Raw genomic sequence first — 17,059 nt, 5'->3', positions numbered from 1 at the left:
CGCGGACGAAGAAGCAAGAACATCAACTAGCCTTCAGATGAGCTGACACTTCTTCGGAGTGCAATCCGGTTGGACGGCTACGTTCGCGCTGGATGTCCAAAGGAAGGCGCCAATCGCGTGCGGATGCATATCCCGCCCGAACCCAGCCAAAGCGCGTCAGCAAGGATCCCGAGATGCTGCTCCAAGCGGCTATGCGGCGCAACCGGGTGGACGTTCGCCGCGAACTCAGCGCAGCGGCTATTCGAAGCGCGAGCGGTACGGGACCTGACAGAACTCCGCCGATGCGCGTAATCCAACCGCTGGCGCCACGCTTCAGCGGTTCGTTAATAACCGGATCTCGCCGCAATTCAACATGAACCCCCTCATACGTTTCGAGCACAGCAGCATATGCACCCAGCAGATTCAATGCGGTGCTATGGTCATGGCCTAACAACTCGAGGATGCTGACGCCGCTGTTGAGTCCTGACATTCCGAAGTGCACCGGCAGTGTCTTGATGTTGTGATTCCAGACAGGAATGGCCGTGGCACCAATGAGCACTCCGGTGTAGTTTGAAAACGGAAGCGCGAATGCAGATGACACGAATTGCGCTACTTCACCTGCAATCGAGATGGGACGTACGTTGGTTCGCGCGCTGATCAGTTCTGATATTGCTGCGGCGCCCGAAAATGTTCCAAATCCGGCTAGCACCCACGCACCTACTGACATAGCGCTCTGCGGCTTCAACACGCGCAACATATTCAGGAATCGCTCTGGCTTTCCAAGATCGGCAACGAGCAGTGCGCTTGAGAGAATCGCACCCCCTGCAGCAACGAAGCGCGCGTCGCGGGCTAGTCGCTCATCGTGTCCAATCCAACGCGCCACGGTACTGATGATCGCCGCTGATCCCGCAGCACCTCCGACGAAAAAATACACCGGAATTTCCCAACTCCACTGGGGTTCTTTGAGCAGGTGGATACCGTAATAACCGGTTTCGGGCGAGGCAACGGGAAAGGGTGCTCCTGCAGGCTTGACGCCCGGTGCCGCTACGTGGCCTCGCTTCTCTGCTTCCCTGCGGATCTGAAGCAGACGGCCCTCGGTCGCTCGACATGGAAATTGTGTCTCGCTGCTCATGATGTTCTGAAATTCACCTCGAACTTGCGCGGACGACTACCTAAACTCCAATATGTTGTCGCGGTGACGCGAGAAACGCTGCGACAGTACCCGCCAGCAACAGGGCTGCACCAATGGCCGAAGCGCGCCAGCCGTCTTTCAAGTAGATGGTCGGCACCTCAGGCTTAGGCGGAAGATTGTATTGCCTCGGATCACCGCGAACAATAAACATGGCGTGGATTCCCTGCACACTCGTATCGCGCGGGTCATAAACCTGTGCATCTTTCATGCCCTGCGAATGCAGTTGCTCAACGCGCACGAACGACTCAACACGTAACTCCTCAAGCTCGCCAAACTTAATCGACTCTGTGGGACAAGCTTTCGCACACGCCGGTTCTAATCCCAGCCGCTGGCGGTCCGAACAGAATGTGCACTTGAACGCGCGCCCATCTTTTTCATTGCGCTGCACAACTCCGAAAGGACAAGCCACAACACAGTACGAGCACCCGTTGCAGATATCCGGTTGCAGGTACACAGCTCCGAACTCCATGCGCACAAGCGATCCGGTGGGACATGCTTCGAGGCATCCGGCATTCACACAATGTTTGCAGACATCCGACGAGAACTCCCACGAAAACGATTCCGGAGCATTGCCTCCGAATCCGGGTTGGGGCGTTCCTTCCACGAACTTCACGTGCCGCCAGCTTGAGGCGCCGACTGCGCCAGTATTGTCGTAGGAGAGGCCAGACCAGTTCAGGCCATCTTCGGGAAGTTGATTCCATTCCTTGCACGCGACCTCACACGCCTTGCAACCGATGCAGAGTGTCGAGTCCGTCAGAAACGCGGTTTTTTTCGGTTGAAACAATGTCGCGCTCATATCTGTCTCCACCATGGTCCGTTGCTGTTCCCTGATCAAAAGTGTTCATGCAGCTTCGTTCAGTTTGTCTTTCAACTCACTGAGCGCGCCTGCACCTCTCGCTCGCCTACCCGGCTGAATGTCGCAGACTAGGGCCTTGGTTTCCATGATGCGTACGTTAGGCTCCTCACTGATTGCGAGCAGATCGTTCACAACGTCTCCCTTAGACTCGCCGTTATAGCCGTAGTGGTACGGCAGTCCAACTGTATGTACCTTAATTCCGGCCACCCACAACGGAGTCATGCGCGTAGTTACCAGGACGCGCGCCTCGATAATTCCACGGGGCGTCGTGATCGTCGCCCAATTCCCGTGCTGCAAGCCGATACTGCCCGCCAGCTCTGGCGAAACTTCGCAAAACAGCTCCGGTTGCAGTTCTGCAAGATGTCCCAGTGTGCGCGACATGCCGCCAGCCGTGTGGTGTTCTGTTAGGCGATACGTGGTGAGTACGTAAGGAAACCGCGCATCCCCTGTTTCGGAAATGTAACGGTTATCTGGACGCTCTTTCTTCTGGGCAGGCGGATTCGTTGGGTGATCCGGATAGAGTGCGTTCGGGAAAGGCGATTCCAGAGGCTCGTAGTGAGTGGGCAGCGGGCCGTCTTTCAAGCCGCTTGTAACGAATATCCATCCCCGTCCGTCGGGATGCATGAGGAAGGGCTTATCACCAGCAATGGCATCCTCTCCTTTTGAGCCGTCGGCTGGCTTATAGTCCGGCTTCTTCTGCTTGTTCCAGTCAGGGACGTCAACGCCCGTCCACTCCTCTGTCGCTTTATCCCACCAGACTAGCTTCTTGCGCTCTGACCACGGTTCGCCGTTTGGTGCTGCCGAGCAACGGTTGTAGAGGATGCGACAATCTGACGGCCACGCATATCCCCAACCATGACCGAGGTAGTTGTGCGGCTCTCGCATATTCGCTTTGTTCTTCCCCTGTTCAGGAAAGACGCCGGAGTAAATCCAGCAACCGCACGCAGTCGAGCCGTCAGCTTCGAGGTTCTTGAAACCATCCAGTAACTTTCTGTCAGCCACCGTGTAACCGTTGATCTCCTGGAGTATCTCTTGCGCGTCGGGCTCCGCGTGCTCGCCGTGAGTAGAGTAGTCCCAAGTTAAGGCGTTTAGACCAGCATTGCGCGGGCGCGGGTCTGCGGCAGCTTTCGCCTTCAAACGCCGCCCAAGGTGATACATAAACCACATTTCGCTACGCGCGTCCCCCGGAGGTTCTACTGCCTTGTTGTGGAATTGAAGGAGGCGTTGCGTATTGGTGAAGCTTCCGCTCTTTTCCGCCTGGCCCGCGGCAGGAAACAGGAAGACCTCTGTCGCGATACTTTCCGGATTCAATTCACCACGTCCAACTTCAGGCGAGTTGTACCAAAAGCTTGCGGTCTCGGTCTCCACCATGTCGCGTACTACGAGCCACTTCAACTTTGCAAGAGCTTTGCGTTCCAGCCTTCCATTCGCCGCGCCGACAGCGGGGTTCTGGCCCATTACGAACAGACCGTCGAGTTTGCCATCTGCCATGTCGAGCCAGTAGCCGAACTCGCTGTGATCGCCCGTGACGCGCGGTAGCCACCCGAATCCAAACTCGTTCGTCGCTGTCGCCTGTTCGCCGTACCACGCTTTCAGCAGGCTAACAATGTACTTGTCGAAGAAGTACCACCATCCGGTCTGCGATCGGTGCTTTTCGATGTAGTCGTTCAGATCGGCGCTGTCACTTTCAAGAAACGGCATTGGCAGATATCCCGGAAGAATGTCGTAAAGCGTCGGGATGTCGGTCGAGCCTTGAATGGAGGCGTGGCCCCGCAACGCCAGAATTCCGCCGCCGGGGCGCCCGATGTTTCCGAGCAGCAGTTGCAGAATGGCTGCCGTCCGGATGATCTGCGGTCCTTTGGAGTGTTGCGTCCATCCAACGGCATAGCACATGGCACCGGTACGCTCGCGTCCGCTCGCACTTGAAAATGTCTCAGCCACTTTGAGGAAGACGTCCTTCGGTGTGCCGCACTGTTGCTCCACGAACTCCGGCGTGTAGCGTGCAAAGTGTCTCTTCAACACCTGAAACACGCAACGGGGATGCTCCAAGGTTAGGTCTTCCGTTTGTTCGCCTGCCTCGCCAGCTTCACCGCCCCGGTCTTTGCCGTGTCCTCCGCCTGCCGCAGAATGCCCGGGCTGCGCCTCTTTCTTCTCTTCGCCTTCGTAGAGCCAGGTCGTGAAATCGTACTTCTTCTTCTCGGGGTCCCACCCAGAGAACACGCCGCCGAGATCCTCTGTATCCTGAAAATCAGAACGCAAGATCGTCGGGGCATTCGTGTAATGCACGACGTACTCACGGAAGAACTTTTCATTTGTAAGGACGTAATTGATCAGTCCGCCGAGGAAGACGATATCTGTTCCGGGACGCAACGGAGCCCAGATGTCAGCCATCGCGCTGGTCCTCGTGAAGCGCGGATCAACATGGATGACTTTGCCTCCGTTCTCTCGCGCCTTCATGACCCACTGGAATCCGACTGGATGGTTTTCTGCCATCGAAGATCCCATGATGAGAATTGCATCAGCGTTCGCCAGGTCCTGCTGTGCGGTAGTTGCACCGCCACGACCAAATGACGTGCCCAGACCGGGCACAGTAGAGCTATGTCATATCCTGGCCTGGTTGCTGATGCAATTCATCCCCAAGCCGCCAGCGAACAGTTTCTTTATAAGGTAATTTTCCTCGTTATCGAGCGTCGCTCCGCCCAGGTGCGCGATTGCAAGTGTGTGCATCACCGCCCGGCCATCCTGCTCCTCAACAAAAGAGCGGTCGCGCGTCTCCCACACGCGCTGGGCGACCATGTCCATCGCTTGCTCGAGCGGAAGATCCTGCCACTTGGTGGAATAGGGAGGACGGTACTTTACGCTCTTCAGCCGATTGGGATGTGTGTGCAACTCATGCGTATTTGCCCCTTTGGGACAGAGGTGTCCGCGCGAGATGGGCGAATTCGGATCGCCTTCGATGCTGATTAATTGATCTTTCGTATGGTAAATGAGCTGTCCACAGCCGACTCCGCAGTACGGACACACAGAAGAAGTGACCTGTGCGTCATGATGGCGCGGGAGCAGAGACTTAGTCTGCGAACTCCAAGCTGTTTCACCAGTGGCGCGCCAATCCCCTGAGCGCACCTGCTTCAACAGATGCCAACCTTTAATGAACCCACCTTCAAACATCGAAATCACCAGGTTAAGTGAACTGAGATTCACCGCCCGAAGTATCGGGTTGTCGCGGGCGAATACGCGAGACGAGTGAACCTCTAAGCAAATGTTGTTCGGCGTACTTCCCGACCGTTCTGAGTGCATCCTGCAGCTAACAGTCACTGGAATTGCACATTCGCAGTTGAGTGGTCGAGAGTACTGTGATCATGGTGCTGAGGCCCAAGCCGCTGACAAACACCAGAGCGTAAGGCGGCGAACACTTAGGCCTCAGACCAAGACTACTTCTTCTGGGTGTCAGTCTGGCTGTCACTAGGGCAAGCTGTGCTCACAGAATCCACTTTGGTCACTTCGAACTCCTGTCCGGTCTGAGGGTTGGAATTCCCGCTCATTGACTGGTTACTCGCATTCGAATTGCCTCCCATGTGGCCTGGCTGGGAGTTTTGACTCGCGCTGCTCATTGCATTGCTTTGACTCTCTTGGCCCGATGCGTTACTGGCGCTCTGGTTTGAGTTCGCATAGCGTCCATGCACCCGGGCCTGATGATTCTCAGCTCCGTTCAGCTCGTTGTTACCGCGAAGTTTCACTGACTCCCCGCTCAGGGGTGTGATGTAGAAATCTGTTTCGCGCGGGTAACGCAGCCCTCGAGAATCTGCTCCGAACACTTTTCGAAGCCTGACTAGTCGCCTGACCCGGCGTCTGTTTGCTGCTCTGGCTCGACTGCGACTGATTCTGATCATCTTCCTCCTGATAAGTCTGATGAGTTATCGATTGCTTCTGGCGACCGGTAGCGAAGACCTAGTATTGCCGTAGCAACGACGTTTCAAGTGAGGGCGAGAGTTTGCTTCGGTTCGGGGAACAGATGCGCTCACCTTTCCGCACGGTCCTGCATCCATCGAAGCCGAAGGAGAAGTACGAGTGAGAAATCGTGTTCTGCTCTGGGGCGTTTCACTTGTTGCAGCATTTCTGGTCGGCTTCGTTCCGCAGTACTTGAAAGCGCACCGTCTATCGAGCGAGGCAGACGCACGCCAGCAGCAGCTAGCTGCCTACTGAATGCATTCGATTTCGTGATCACCATCGCGCTGGGTTCAACGTTTTCCACTCTCGTCCTCTCGAAGACGACGCCTATCCTTGAAGGTTTGCTGGCTCTCGGCGTTCTAATAGGCTTTCAGTTCGCAGTGGCATGGATACAGGTGCGCTACTCATCTTTCCAATCAGTTTTAAAGTCCGAGCCGACGCTTCTGCTCTACCGGGGAAGCTTGCGTAAAGGTGCTATGCGGCGGGAGCGGATCACGGAAGATGGATCAATGCAGCAATTCGAGAGTTCGGCGGAACCTCCGTTGAGGGCACATTGGCCGTTGTCCTCGAAAGCGACGGTAGTCTTGTTGCGATCTCCCCTTCAATGGATGGGACCTCTGCTCTTCGCAATCTCCTGGAATCGCAATCCGTCCACGCGCGCCGCGACGTGCATAGCCAAAAGACATCATGGAAGGCAATGTCAGCGGCGGTTATGGAAGCAGGACGCTTGTTTCTGCCAACGAGATTATCCAGAACCCGCCCAGCACTGTTCACAGCCGATTACATAGTTTCGACATAGGGCCACCAGTAGCAGTCCATTCGTATTGGCACCGATTCACAGTATTCGGGCACCTTCTCGTAGGCGTCAGTCACACAACTGTTAAGGAGGAGGCGAGCGTTGTCCGCAGTGATAGCGATGTTCGAAGAGGAGACTTGCTTCTACTGCGAACGTCGCCAGGTCTGCACGGCCCACAACTGTCACCTGATGATGCGTAATGCGCCGGAAAATCGGACGCAGCTGTACCGCCTCGCGCTGGTGCTGGGGCGTTCAAAAAAGGCATGGGCTTCGCAGCAAAGAGCTTACGGCAGGGCTTCAAAAGTCTTCGTGCCCACGCGGTTGCGTTGGAATGGCGTGCGCTATCCGTGGCGAACCCAGTTCTTGCATACATTTGCCTGTACAGCTTCGAAATCAGCAGGAACGCGAGGCGGGAACGCAATCTTGGAACTGTGCAGTGTGCACGATCCCAGATCGGACGACCCGCTGCTCTCCAATGCCCAAGGCACCGACAGTTAAAAGGACAGGTGCTCAGATCTCTGATCGCGGCGAACCGAGCGCAAGCCTCTGGACCAACAGAAAGCAAGGTAACAGGAGGAATGCGCAGTTTCGCCGCTCGCGATACCACCTTGCGACGCGAACATCCAAGGCCCGTTCGATACTAAGGATGTCGACGTTGCTGCAGCACAAAACCAACTCCGTCGTCACGGGGCCGCTACGATCTTTGGGGCGCGGTTCATCTCGGCCCGCGAACTGTCGCCGGTCCGCAAGCCGGAATGCTCGGCATGCCATCGAAGAGCTTTCTGATCTTCAACGCACTTGGGGCAGCAGTGTGGGGCTGATCCATGGCTCGTGTCGTCTACTTGTTCGCAAATGAGCGACGGCAGAAGAAGCGCTCTAAACCTCTCGTTACGCGGCGGGATCCCTGTTGCGGGGCTTGCGTGACATTGTGTTGGCTTCGAAGTAAATGCACTGGACCGAAGGGTAACGCCGCTGAACGTTCTCTTCAATGCGATCGACGACATCCTCAAGCTCACGTGTCCCAAGTTGCGCCTTAAAGCTGACATCAGCAACCAGGAGCACCTCTTTCCGGGCCCAATCGCATCGTCAACAGATTTCCCACCGACTCAACTGCCTCTTCGCTCCCGATGATGCTGGACAGGTTATCGAGAATATGCCGATCAGCGCTTTCGCCCACCAGCAACCCGCCAGTTCCATTCCGAGGGCAGCCGCGGCAAGTACTAGGACGATTCCGATGAGAATAGACGCTCCTGCATCAATTTGAGGTAGTTCTAATCGTGCGACAACCACACCCCGAGGAATGCAATCGAGAGCCCCAACAGCGCGGCGGTATCCTCAACGAGTACAGTAAAGACGGATGGGGCCTTGCTGTTGCGGACGGCGCTGACCAGCCACTCGCCGGGCAGACGGCGTCGATTGATCTCTTTTCGGCTCACGTACCAACTGTAGCCTTCAAACAGGGACGCAGCTCCCTGTGCGATATAGTTCCAAGTCGCATCTTCGGCGTGCCATGACACCGGCCCGCTAGCGATCTTAATACGCTCTCTTTGCTTTCATTCATCTCGACCCCGAAAGCTGTCTCAAATGCAGCGTAGCCAGTCAGAATCAGGGTGAAACAGTTCGGTTGGCTACGGCGCATCGCGCTCACCACGATAAAGCCATCCCCCGGGTTCCCGATGTTCAAATCGGCGATAAGAACATCAAACGGACCAGACGTGATCTGTTCGAGCGCTTCACGAACGGTGGCCGAGACGCTAACCTCATAGCCTTTGAATCTAGGATCGCAGGCAATGTTTCTCGAATACCGGGCTCGTGATCAACGAAGAGCACTCGAGCGCGTTTGGCTGATTCTATATACCTCCCAATCTGATACTCCCTCGTGCATTCTTGGATGCAGGTCGCACTGCCCCAAAGCAGAAAGCACTCTCTGCTGCGTGGGTCACATTGCTGCAAAACGGCCTTCCAGAATCGGAGCAAGCGAAGGCAGCAGTGGTGGGCAGTTTGTTGTCAACCGCTTCTCTGCGGGAGTTAGCGGCGGGCAAATGAAAACTTTGTCTGGTGGTGATACTGCTCCGAGCCGCGCCTTTCATTCAGCAAGAGTAGTTACCCGCTTCAGGATGGCCACGAGATTGAAGCGCTTCGCATCACAAGAACAAATTGAGCCGCGATATGTCTAGTCCGAAGCACGATCCCGCTCCCCGTCCGCGCAACGTAGCCAGTGCAATCGTCATCAAGTCTGAGGATATATTCCTCCTCTGCCGCCACGACGCTGAAATTCCCGCACACAGCCAGGATGGTTTCGGGCTGTATTACCACGACTGCCGCTATCTCGACGGGTACCAACTGCAGTTGGCCGGCACTCCACCGAACCCGCTTATGGCTTCGACCGATCGCGGCTCCATCGCAGAGTTCGAACTGACGAACGAGAAAATTGAAGTCAGCGGCGGGAATTCGATCCCGGAGCAGACGTTCGGGATCAAGGTGCAACGCGTGATCGACAGCAAGGAATGTGCTGTGCACGATGCAATCACGATTGAGAACTACGACGTCGAGGATCACGAACTCCCGGTTGCGTTGCTGTTCCAGTCAGATTTCGAGGACATATTCGTTATCCGCGGGATCACCGGGAAGACCAGCGGGAAGACCGCGGAACCGGCTTGGAACGATGGCGTGCTGGTTCTTCGTTATGACGGAGCGGACGGAGTAGTGCGCCGCGTTGAAATCCACACTGAGCCGAAGCCGGCGAAGATCTCTGGTGCGGAGGCGCACTTCAACCTTAATCTCGGCGCGGGAAAGCAGGAGCGCATCAGTATCTCGATCCGGATCACCGAATCGAAGCAGCAGCCGAAAACGCCTCATCGCCACACCAGCGATCCGAAGCCCGTCGTCCATTCCATCGACAACCGTTCGCGGGACTGGTTATCACAGTACGCGGAGGTCCGCTGCGACGTTGACATCATCAATCGCCTGATGCGCCGCTGTCTGCTCGATGTGCTCACACTTCGGAGCGAGTTCGACGGCTTTCATTACATCTCGGCCGGTCTGCCCTGGTATGGCGCGCTGTTTGGGCGTGACAGCATCATCGCCTCATTGCAGACGCTCGCGTTTGAGCCGAGCATCGCCAGCGACACGATCCGCCTGCTTGCGAAGCATCAAGGCACGAAAAAGGATGACTGGCGGGATGAAGAGCCGGGAAAGATCCTGCATGAACTTCGCCGCGGCGAACTTGCCAACCTCGATGAGATCGCGCAAACGCCGTACTACGGCTCGGTAGATTCCACGCCCCTGTTCCTCATCCTGGTCGCCGAGCACGCGCGCTGGACCGGCGACTTGTCGGTGTTCACCTCGCTCAAACGCGAGATCGAGTCCGCGTTGCGCTGGATCGATGATTACGGCGACCTCGGCCACAACGGCTACGTTTCCTACGACAGGAGGTCGAGCAAAGGACTCGGGAACCAGGGATGGAAGGATTCGGGCGATTCGATCATGAACTCCGACGGCTCGCTCGCCACCGCGCCGATAGCGCTTGTTGAGGTTCAAGGTTATGTCTACATGGCGAAGTTGCTGATCGCGGATCTCTATGCGCGATCGGGGGACGACAACACGGCATCGCGACTTCGCGATGAGGCAGCGGGTCTCAAGCGGCGCTTCAATCGCGATTACTGGACCGCAGATAAGAATTTCTACGCCATCGCGCTGCAGAAGGACAACCGGCCAGCCGTGGTCATTAGTTCGAATCCGGGCCAGGCGTTATGGACGGGAATCATTGACGACTCGAAGACGCAGGATGTCGTGAAGCGTTTGCTCGAACCGGACATGTTCAGCGGATGGGGTGTGCGGACGCTCTCGACGAAGGAGGTCAGGGCCAATCCGATCGGATATCACCTCGGCACCGTATGGCCGCACGACAACTCGATCATCGCTTCTGGCATGCGGCGGTACGGCTTTGATAACGAAGCGGTCCAGGTGTTTGGTGGAATCGTGCAAGCGTCGCGGTACTTCCAGCACTTCCGCCTACCCGAGGTATTCGCAGGGTTCTCGCGCGAGCAGTTCGATGAGCCAGTTCGATATCCCGTCGCTTGCCATCCCCAAGCCTGGGCGGCTGGATCGGTACCGCTGTTCCTTACTGCGCTGCTGGGACTCGTTCCTGACGCATTCAACAACACGCTGCGGGTCGTTCGCCCCGTGCTGCCGAGCGGCGTCCAGGAACTGGAGTTCAAGCGCATAAAGATCGGCAGAGGCTCTGTGGACCTACACTTTCGGCGCACTCAGCCCGCGGGCGTGCAGGTGGATGTGCGCGGCACTTCCGGCGGCGTGCAGGTCAAGGTTGAGCAACAGCAGCAGCGCAAGGTGGCGTAGCGTGCATCCACTCGATTATCCGCTCTGCCTTCGCGCGTTGCACTTTTGCAACCTGCTGTTCATCACACTGCTGATCCGTAGTGGGCTGGAGATACTCAGCGCACGTCGAGCGGATCGAATCGTCGACCACTACCGCCGGCGAAGGCGACTGGCGCGAAGACTACCAGTTCTACAGCCCGGAGGCGGGTATCTGAAGGAGATTAATCATGAGCAGTAATGTTCTGAAAATGCAGCCACAGCATCACGGCACTCCAGTGAAGGATCTGCAAGGCAAAGTTGCCCTCGTGACCGGTGCCTCAAGCGGCATCGGCAAGGCCATCGCGATTGAAATGGGCCGCCGTGGCGCGAGCGTCGTCGTCAATTACGTCGGAAGCGCGGATGCCGCTGAAGAGGCTGTCAAATCTATCAGCAATGAAGATGCGCAAGCAATCGCGGTGCAAGCGGATGTGTCCAAAGCTGCTGATGTTTCGAGCATGGTCAGCCGCGCGATCTCGCAGTTCGGCCACTTGGATGTACTCGTTAACAACGCTGGGATCGAGAAGGAGACCCCGTTTCTCGAAAAGTCGGAAGCGGAATGGGACAAGATCGTTTCTGTGGATCTGAAAGGTGTGTTCCTCTGCACTCAGATGGCTGCCCGAGAAATGGCCAAAAGAGGTAAAGGCACGATCATCAACATTTCGTCCGTTCACGAAGACCTTCCATTCCCCGGCTACGCCGCATACTGTGCTGCAAAAGGTGGCGTGCGGATGTTGTGCCGCGACGTTGCGCTCGAGTTAGCGCGGCACCACATCAATGTTGTCAATGTTGCGCCAGGGGCGATTGACACGCCGATCAACAAGAGAACGATGTCGGACCCGGAGAAGAAGCTCGCGCTCGATCGAGAGATTCCGCTTGGTCGCCCTGGCACACCTGAGGAAGTCGCGAAGCTCGTGTGCTATCTCGCCTCTGATGACGCGTCCTATATCACCGGTACGACGGTGGTTATCGATGGCGGCCTGATGCACCAAACCGGCAGTCTGTGAGGTGATGCATGAAGAAGCGCACGCTTGTAGGCATTGGAGCAGCGGTTGGAGTGGCGGCCTATACGATGGCGAATCGCAAGCGCACTCGCGAACCCGCTAATTCGGGACCTCACGTCCTGATTCTCGGCGGCGGCTTCGGTGGGCTCGCGACAGCCGCGCACCTTTGCGATGCAGTGCCGCAACTCAGACTGACACTGATAGACCGCCACAACTATCACCTGTTCACGCCCATGCTCTACCAGGCTGCGACGTGTGGCATCGTTCCGTACGACGCCGTGTATCCGATTCGCCAATGGACCGGCCGACACGGAGTTCGCTTTCAGCAGGCGAACGTCGAGGGCGTCGATCTGGACAGGAACACGGTCCACCTCGACTCCGGCGACCTGTCGTACGACTTCCTTGTCCTAGCTCTCGGTACGACGACGAATTTCTTCGGAAACGAGTCGGCCAGCCAACACGCCCTACCACTGAAGACCATGGAGGATGGCGTCGCGATTCGCTCGCATATCATCGACACGCTCGAGCAAGCGTCGACAACGGCCGACCATGGCCTGCGTAATGAACTGCTCACGTACGTGGTCGTTGGCGGCGGCGCAACCGGCGTGGAGACCGCTGGTGCGATTGCAGGACTGCTCTCCGAGCTTATTCCGACTGATTATCCGAGTCTCAAGCGCGAACAGGCGCGAGTCATTGTGTTCGAGGCGGGATCGAAGCTTCTCGGCCACATGCCTGAGGATATGGCTACGGTTGCCTCGCGTGAATTGCGCGACGCGGGCGTAGATGTGCGGCTGAATTGCAAAGTGAAAAACGTGGCCGTGAACTCCGTCTCAGCCGAGAACGAAAACGGATCTGGCACGCCGATCCCGTCCCGAACGGTAATCTGGACGACCGGCGTTCGCGTCCCCGATGTCGTCGCGGGTATTTCGACAGGACACTCGCACGGCGGCAGCATCGTGGTTGACGAGTTTCTCAGGATTGAGGCCCGCCACAACGCTTACGCAGTGGGCGACAACGCGCATTTCACCGACCCTGAAACGAAGAAGTCCGCCCCACTTCTGGCCGCAACCGCTATGCAACAAGGACAGGCTGCGGCAGCGAACATCATTCGCGAGTTGCGTGGAGAGGCTCTTAGACCGTTTCGTTATCGCGATCTCGGCAACGTTGTTTCAGTGGGTCCAAGGGCGGGTGTTGCTCGGGTGGCGGGTCGCGTCATCGGGGGATTCTCCGGGTGGCTGATTTGGCGAGTGGTTCACGTCGCGCGCCTCACGGGTACGCGAAACAAAGTGGCGGCTGCTCTGGATTGGACCGTTGGCTACATGTATGACGCCGACACGGCTCGCTTGGAGATACCAACTCACAGCAAGGCTGCATAGATGTCTCACTTTTTCATGCGGGAGCCGCCGGGCTGGAAGCGAGGGGCGAAGCTATTTTAGCCTCGGCACTCCCTTGCCCCACGTTTCAGGAGGAGCCAACTCAGGGCGGATCTTCGGCCGCTCCATACTCCGCTGGTTCGATGTAAATATCTGGGCGCCTTGCGAAATGAGATAGTCGGCGGTTCGTGCCGCCAAAGCCTGAATGGTTAGTCCTGGATTCGCAGAGCCTTGGGTTGGCATGACGCTGCCATCGCAAACAAACAGGTTTGCGATGTCATGTGAGCGACCATACCGATCGACGACTGACGTTCGCGGGTCGTTGCCCATCCGTGCTGCGCCTACGAGATGCGCATATCGGGCTTCTTGTACGACCTCTTGAGCTCCGGCAGCCCACATCACATCCATGACCTTGTTCTTGCCAAACTCGATGAGCTTCTTGTCGTTCTCGTGAAGATTGAATGTGACTTTCGCGACTGGAATTCCGAACCTATCCTTCTCTTCTGCAAGTTCGACGCGATTGTCCGGCCACGGAAGAATCTCTCCCAACAGTGCGATTGCCGCCCAGTGGTTGTAATCCATCATGACGCGGCGCATTCCCCAACCCCACGCGCCCTTAGCGACCATCATCTGTTTGGCAAAAGCGATCGGGAGAGGTCCGACCGTCTGAATCGCGAACCCGCGAGCAAATCCCCTCTTCCCGTCGGTCTCGTAAAACTCTTCGGTGAGTGCGTGCGCCGGAGGCGCCTTGTACATCCGAACAAGTTCTTCGAATCGGCCTAGAACGACGTTTCCTGCCTGCGCCATCAAATATCGGCCAACGGTATCGCTGGAATTCGCAAGTCCGTTCTCGAATCCTTTACACGCGGAATTCAGCAAAAGACGAGGAGTTTCGATTGCGTATCCGGAGACGATGACCGCCTTCGCCTTCTGGAAGTGTTCGACTCCATCGCGATCGAAGTAACAAACGCCATCGACGCGACCGTTGCTTGCGATACTTATGCGCGAAACCATGCAGTTGTCGCGAATCTCTGCTCCGCTACGCAACGCGTCAGGAACATGAGTGATCAGCGTGCTGGCTTTCGCTCCGACTTTGCAGGCTTGGATACAGAATCCGCGATATATGCAGTGCTGTCGATCGCCGTGAGCTCCTGACAAAATCGCGACAGGACCGCCGACACTGACGCCGATACCAAGCTTTGTACATCCTTTGATCAGCACATCACCGCAGCCGCCCATCGGATGCGGTCCATACGGGTATGCGTGCGGATCTCCCCACGGATAATATGCGGGGCCGGCGACTGGCATTTCGAGTTCGATCTGTTCGTAGTACGGCTTCAGTTCGTCATAGCCGATGGGCCAGTCAACGGCAACTCCGTCTTCGGAATACACGCGGAAATCAGATGGATGTAACCGTGGAGTGAAAGCAGCCCAGTGGACAGATCCTCCGCCGACGCCTTTGCCACTGTTGTTTGCGCCTAACGCGAGAGGATCCTTTCCGCCCGTAATGCGGAGATCCTCCCAATAGAGATTATGCGAACCCGCTTCATCGCTGACCCAATCGCGTTCGGAGTCCCAGAAGGGTCCCGCCTCCACGCCCACAACGTGAAAGCCTGCGCGCGCGAGTCGCTGAAGAAGCACGCCTCCTGCCGACCCGACACCAACGACACAGTAATCAACGGACTCGTTCTCGGCGTAACGCTTCATCGGCACATCGATCCGCTGCACCGGCCCAAGCATATGTTTCTTCCGAGGCGAACCGAATTTGCCGAACAATGGGAAGGACACTAGTGCGTTCCTCCCTGCCCAGGACTGCCATGATGCTCGGCTTGCTTACCAACGGCCTCATAATGATCGGAAATCGAATCCGCCGGCCCTTGCCAGTCATATCTTTTCTCGCGGACTTCCCAAGGTTCAGGCTGCCCCCCTTCAAGACGCATGTACGCGCGGGGATATGCAGGTCCGCCAAAACCGATCTCGTCCCATGCCCACGGATGAGAGTAGTAGGCATCAACACAATCCTGCACTAACAACAGCCAAAATCTGTGCACGTCCATTCTCTTCCACGCGGCGTGCTCGGATGGAGCGTCGCCATCATGAATTCGCTTCAGAAGTGATTCCTGGTCCGGAATCGAGAGTCCGACGAAACTGCGTCCGTGCAGATCTTGAGCTGCTGAATCGATGGCTTCGAGCGCGAGTTGATAGGTATCACGGTCCGACGGCATGGTTTCGTATCTATACCCGTCGATCTTGCCGGTGTGGAGGCGCTGATCTATAAACGGCAACACCGGGATCTTATGTTCCACGTCGCGGTCATCCTGGGGAATGATGCGGTCGCAGATTGCTGTCATCAGCCGCGCCTGCTCGGCCGAGAAAAACCGAACCGGCGGAACGTTATGCACACGCTGAAGCACAACATTGCGTGTCGCCTCATCCCAGTAATCCTGTTGCGAAAGGGTGCTGTAGCCCGGGTAATAGCCCGGCTGCGGCCTTGGGTAGATTGGCTCGCCAGTCTTAACATCAACTGGCAAACTGCGCGGTTCGATTTTCGAAGTGGTGCTCACTGTTCCCTCCGGAGCAAACTGGCGAGCAGTCCGACAAAACCGCTGGCAGCGAACAACAGCGGAGCGAAAATCGGCGGGCCGTACATGATGTTGTAGAACGGCATTTTCAAGCCGCCTGGCCGCCGGACTACTCCGCGCGCATGATAGTAGAAACCAATCGTACCGTTTGCGATTGCTAACGCCGACATTGCGGGCAGCCACGTGTGAGCGGCGCGACGGGTTTTCGTTGCTGCCATTGCGGAGATCATCAGTGCGGGCGCGATCACCACCGGCGTCCACTGCATTTTGTAGCGGAAATTGTTCTTGTAATGCGAGTACAAGGCTTCAAATCCGCTGAAGAACGCTGAGATCGCGGTGGCCGTAGCCATGTGCTTCTGGAATCGTCCTTCCCGAAGGTCCTGCTGCCAGCTGATCTTCTCGTGTTTGTTGCTGGGAATCCTTGCTGCCCAGCTACGGGCGTGCGCGGGAAGAGGAAAATTGTCGTCCCGCGTGTCGCCTTCACGACGAAGGTAGTGGGCGATCAAGCCCAAGTAAGCGCTGATGCCGAACAATAACGGCGCAAAGACAGGCGGTCCCATGACGAGGTTGACCACAGGAATCCGCCAACCACCGGGCTTGCGCTGGATTCCGCGTACGTGAAAATAGAAACCGACCAGGCCATCCACAAGCGTGATGACCGACACCACAGGCAGAACGGTCTCGGCTGCTCGCTTGCTCTTGAAACTCCACACGCCGACTGCCAGCAGCCCTCCGCTTAGCAAGACGGGCGTGTACATGATCCGTCTGCTATAGCTGCCACGGTAGTGCTCATATGTGACTTCTAGTCCGCTCAAGACACTGGAGAGCCCGGCGATCAGCGCTAGGCTCCGCTGGAAACGGCCCTCGCGAATGTGTACATCCGCAACTTCAAAAAGATGAGTTGCGTCTTGCAAAGCGCGAGGGCCATCACCGACCGGGCTCATGCGACTGGACG

12 protein-coding genes are annotated in these 17,059 nt (G+C 57.0%); 4 read left to right on the top strand and 8 right to left on the bottom strand.

Annotated features, from left to right (window positions below; all coding sequences use genetic code 11):
* Positions 1-22: 22 nt before the first annotated feature.
* The 3 genes from nrfD to fdh are packed head-to-tail and all read right to left on the bottom strand — an operon-like array spanning position 23 to position 5,195.
* Positions 23-1,111, bottom strand: coding sequence for an NrfD/PsrC family molybdoenzyme membrane anchor subunit (gene nrfD, locus AC6IZD_RS03885; RefSeq protein WP_497786368.1), 1,089 nt, complete (start codon positions 1,109-1,111; stop codon positions 23-25).
* Between the two features lie 40 nt (positions 1,112-1,151).
* On the bottom strand, positions 1,152-1,967 hold the full coding sequence (locus tag AC6IZD_RS03880; protein ID WP_497786367.1) for a 4Fe-4S dicluster domain-containing protein: 816 nt from the start codon (positions 1,965-1,967) through the stop codon (positions 1,152-1,154).
* A 45-nt stretch (positions 1,968-2,012) separates the two neighbouring features.
* The gene (gene fdh / locus AC6IZD_RS03875; RefSeq protein WP_497786366.1) at positions 2,013-5,195 is read right to left on the bottom strand and encodes a formate dehydrogenase; all 3,183 of its coding nucleotides are present in this window, start codon (positions 5,193-5,195) and stop codon (positions 2,013-2,015) included.
* A 900-nt stretch (positions 5,196-6,095) separates the two neighbouring features.
* Between fdh and AC6IZD_RS03870 the strand changes: the two genes are divergently transcribed.
* Positions 6,096-6,230 carry a hypothetical protein gene (locus AC6IZD_RS03870; RefSeq protein WP_497786365.1) on the top strand — a complete coding sequence of 45 codons (135 nt, stop codon included), beginning with the start codon at positions 6,096-6,098 and terminating at the stop codon, positions 6,228-6,230.
* 1,812 nt (positions 6,231-8,042) lie between these two features.
* Here the strand turns inward: AC6IZD_RS03870 and AC6IZD_RS03865 are convergent.
* Positions 8,043-8,288 (bottom strand): hypothetical protein, encoded by a 246-nt coding sequence (locus AC6IZD_RS03865; RefSeq protein WP_497786364.1) that lies wholly within the window; start codon positions 8,286-8,288, stop codon positions 8,043-8,045.
* Complete coding sequence (locus AC6IZD_RS03860) at positions 8,204-8,563, bottom strand: response regulator (protein ID WP_497787556.1); 360 nt, start codon at positions 8,561-8,563, stop codon at positions 8,204-8,206. Before AC6IZD_RS03860 ends, AC6IZD_RS03865 begins: the two co-directional genes overlap by 85 nt.
* 377 nt (positions 8,564-8,940) lie before the next feature.
* Between AC6IZD_RS03860 and AC6IZD_RS03855 the strand changes: the two genes are divergently transcribed.
* The 3 genes from AC6IZD_RS03855 to AC6IZD_RS03845 all read left to right on the top strand — a co-directional run bounded on the left by AC6IZD_RS03855 (position 8,941) and on the right by AC6IZD_RS03845 (position 13,525).
* Positions 8,941-11,130 (top strand): amylo-alpha-1,6-glucosidase, encoded by a 2,190-nt coding sequence (locus AC6IZD_RS03855; protein WP_497786363.1) that lies wholly within the window; start codon positions 8,941-8,943, stop codon positions 11,128-11,130.
* Positions 11,131-11,336: 206 nt separating this feature from the next.
* Positions 11,337-12,152 carry a glucose 1-dehydrogenase gene (locus tag AC6IZD_RS03850; protein ID WP_497786362.1) on the top strand — a complete coding sequence of 272 codons (816 nt, stop codon included), beginning with the start codon at positions 11,337-11,339 and terminating at the stop codon, positions 12,150-12,152.
* A gap of 8 nt (positions 12,153-12,160) precedes the next feature.
* Positions 12,161-13,525: an NAD(P)/FAD-dependent oxidoreductase gene (locus AC6IZD_RS03845; RefSeq protein WP_497786361.1), complete on the top strand. Its 1,365-nt coding sequence runs from the start codon at positions 12,161-12,163 to the stop codon at positions 13,523-13,525.
* 51 nt (positions 13,526-13,576) lie between these two features.
* Here AC6IZD_RS03845 and AC6IZD_RS03840 read toward each other — a convergent pair whose 3' ends face one another.
* Genes AC6IZD_RS03840 through AC6IZD_RS03830 form a run of 3 tightly spaced genes read right to left on the bottom strand, consistent with a single transcriptional unit; the run spans position 13,577 to position 17,048 of the window.
* Positions 13,577-15,310 carry a GMC family oxidoreductase gene (locus AC6IZD_RS03840; RefSeq protein WP_497786360.1) on the bottom strand — a complete coding sequence of 578 codons (1,734 nt, stop codon included), beginning with the start codon at positions 15,308-15,310 and terminating at the stop codon, positions 13,577-13,579.
* On the bottom strand, positions 15,310-16,086 hold the full coding sequence (locus AC6IZD_RS03835) for a gluconate 2-dehydrogenase subunit 3 family protein (protein WP_497786359.1): 777 nt from the start codon (positions 16,084-16,086) through the stop codon (positions 15,310-15,312). The genes AC6IZD_RS03840 and AC6IZD_RS03835 overlap by 1 nt, the downstream gene beginning before the upstream one ends.
* Positions 16,083-17,048 (bottom strand): hypothetical protein, encoded by a 966-nt coding sequence (locus tag AC6IZD_RS03830; protein WP_497786358.1) that lies wholly within the window; start codon positions 17,046-17,048, stop codon positions 16,083-16,085. The genes AC6IZD_RS03835 and AC6IZD_RS03830 overlap by 4 nt, the downstream gene beginning before the upstream one ends.
* Positions 17,049-17,059 lie beyond the last annotated feature (11 nt).

The sequence above is a fragment of the Koromonas humicola genome (assembly GCF_059726255.1).
This window is presented reverse-complemented; position numbering and strand designations above follow the sequence as displayed.

Excerpts from the sequence above, each read along its gene's own strand:
- nrfD (WP_497786368.1), bottom strand. The coding sequence starts at position 1,111 with ATGAGCAGCGAGACACAATTTCCATGTCGAGCGACCGAGGGCCGTCTG.
- AC6IZD_RS03880 (WP_497786367.1), bottom strand. The coding sequence starts at position 1,967 with ATGAGCGCGACATTGTTTCAACCGAAAAAAACCGCGTTTCTGACGGAC.
- AC6IZD_RS03855 (WP_497786363.1), top strand. The coding sequence starts at position 8,941 with ATGTCTAGTCCGAAGCACGATCCCGCTCCCCGTCCGCGCAACGTAGCC.
- AC6IZD_RS03850 (WP_497786362.1), top strand. The coding sequence starts at position 11,337 with ATGAGCAGTAATGTTCTGAAAATGCAGCCACAGCATCACGGCACTCCA.
- AC6IZD_RS03845 (WP_497786361.1), top strand. The coding sequence starts at position 12,161 with ATGAAGAAGCGCACGCTTGTAGGCATTGGAGCAGCGGTTGGAGTGGCG.
- AC6IZD_RS03830 (WP_497786358.1), bottom strand. The coding sequence starts at position 17,048 with ATGAGCCCGGTCGGTGATGGCCCTCGCGCTTTGCAAGACGCAACTCAT.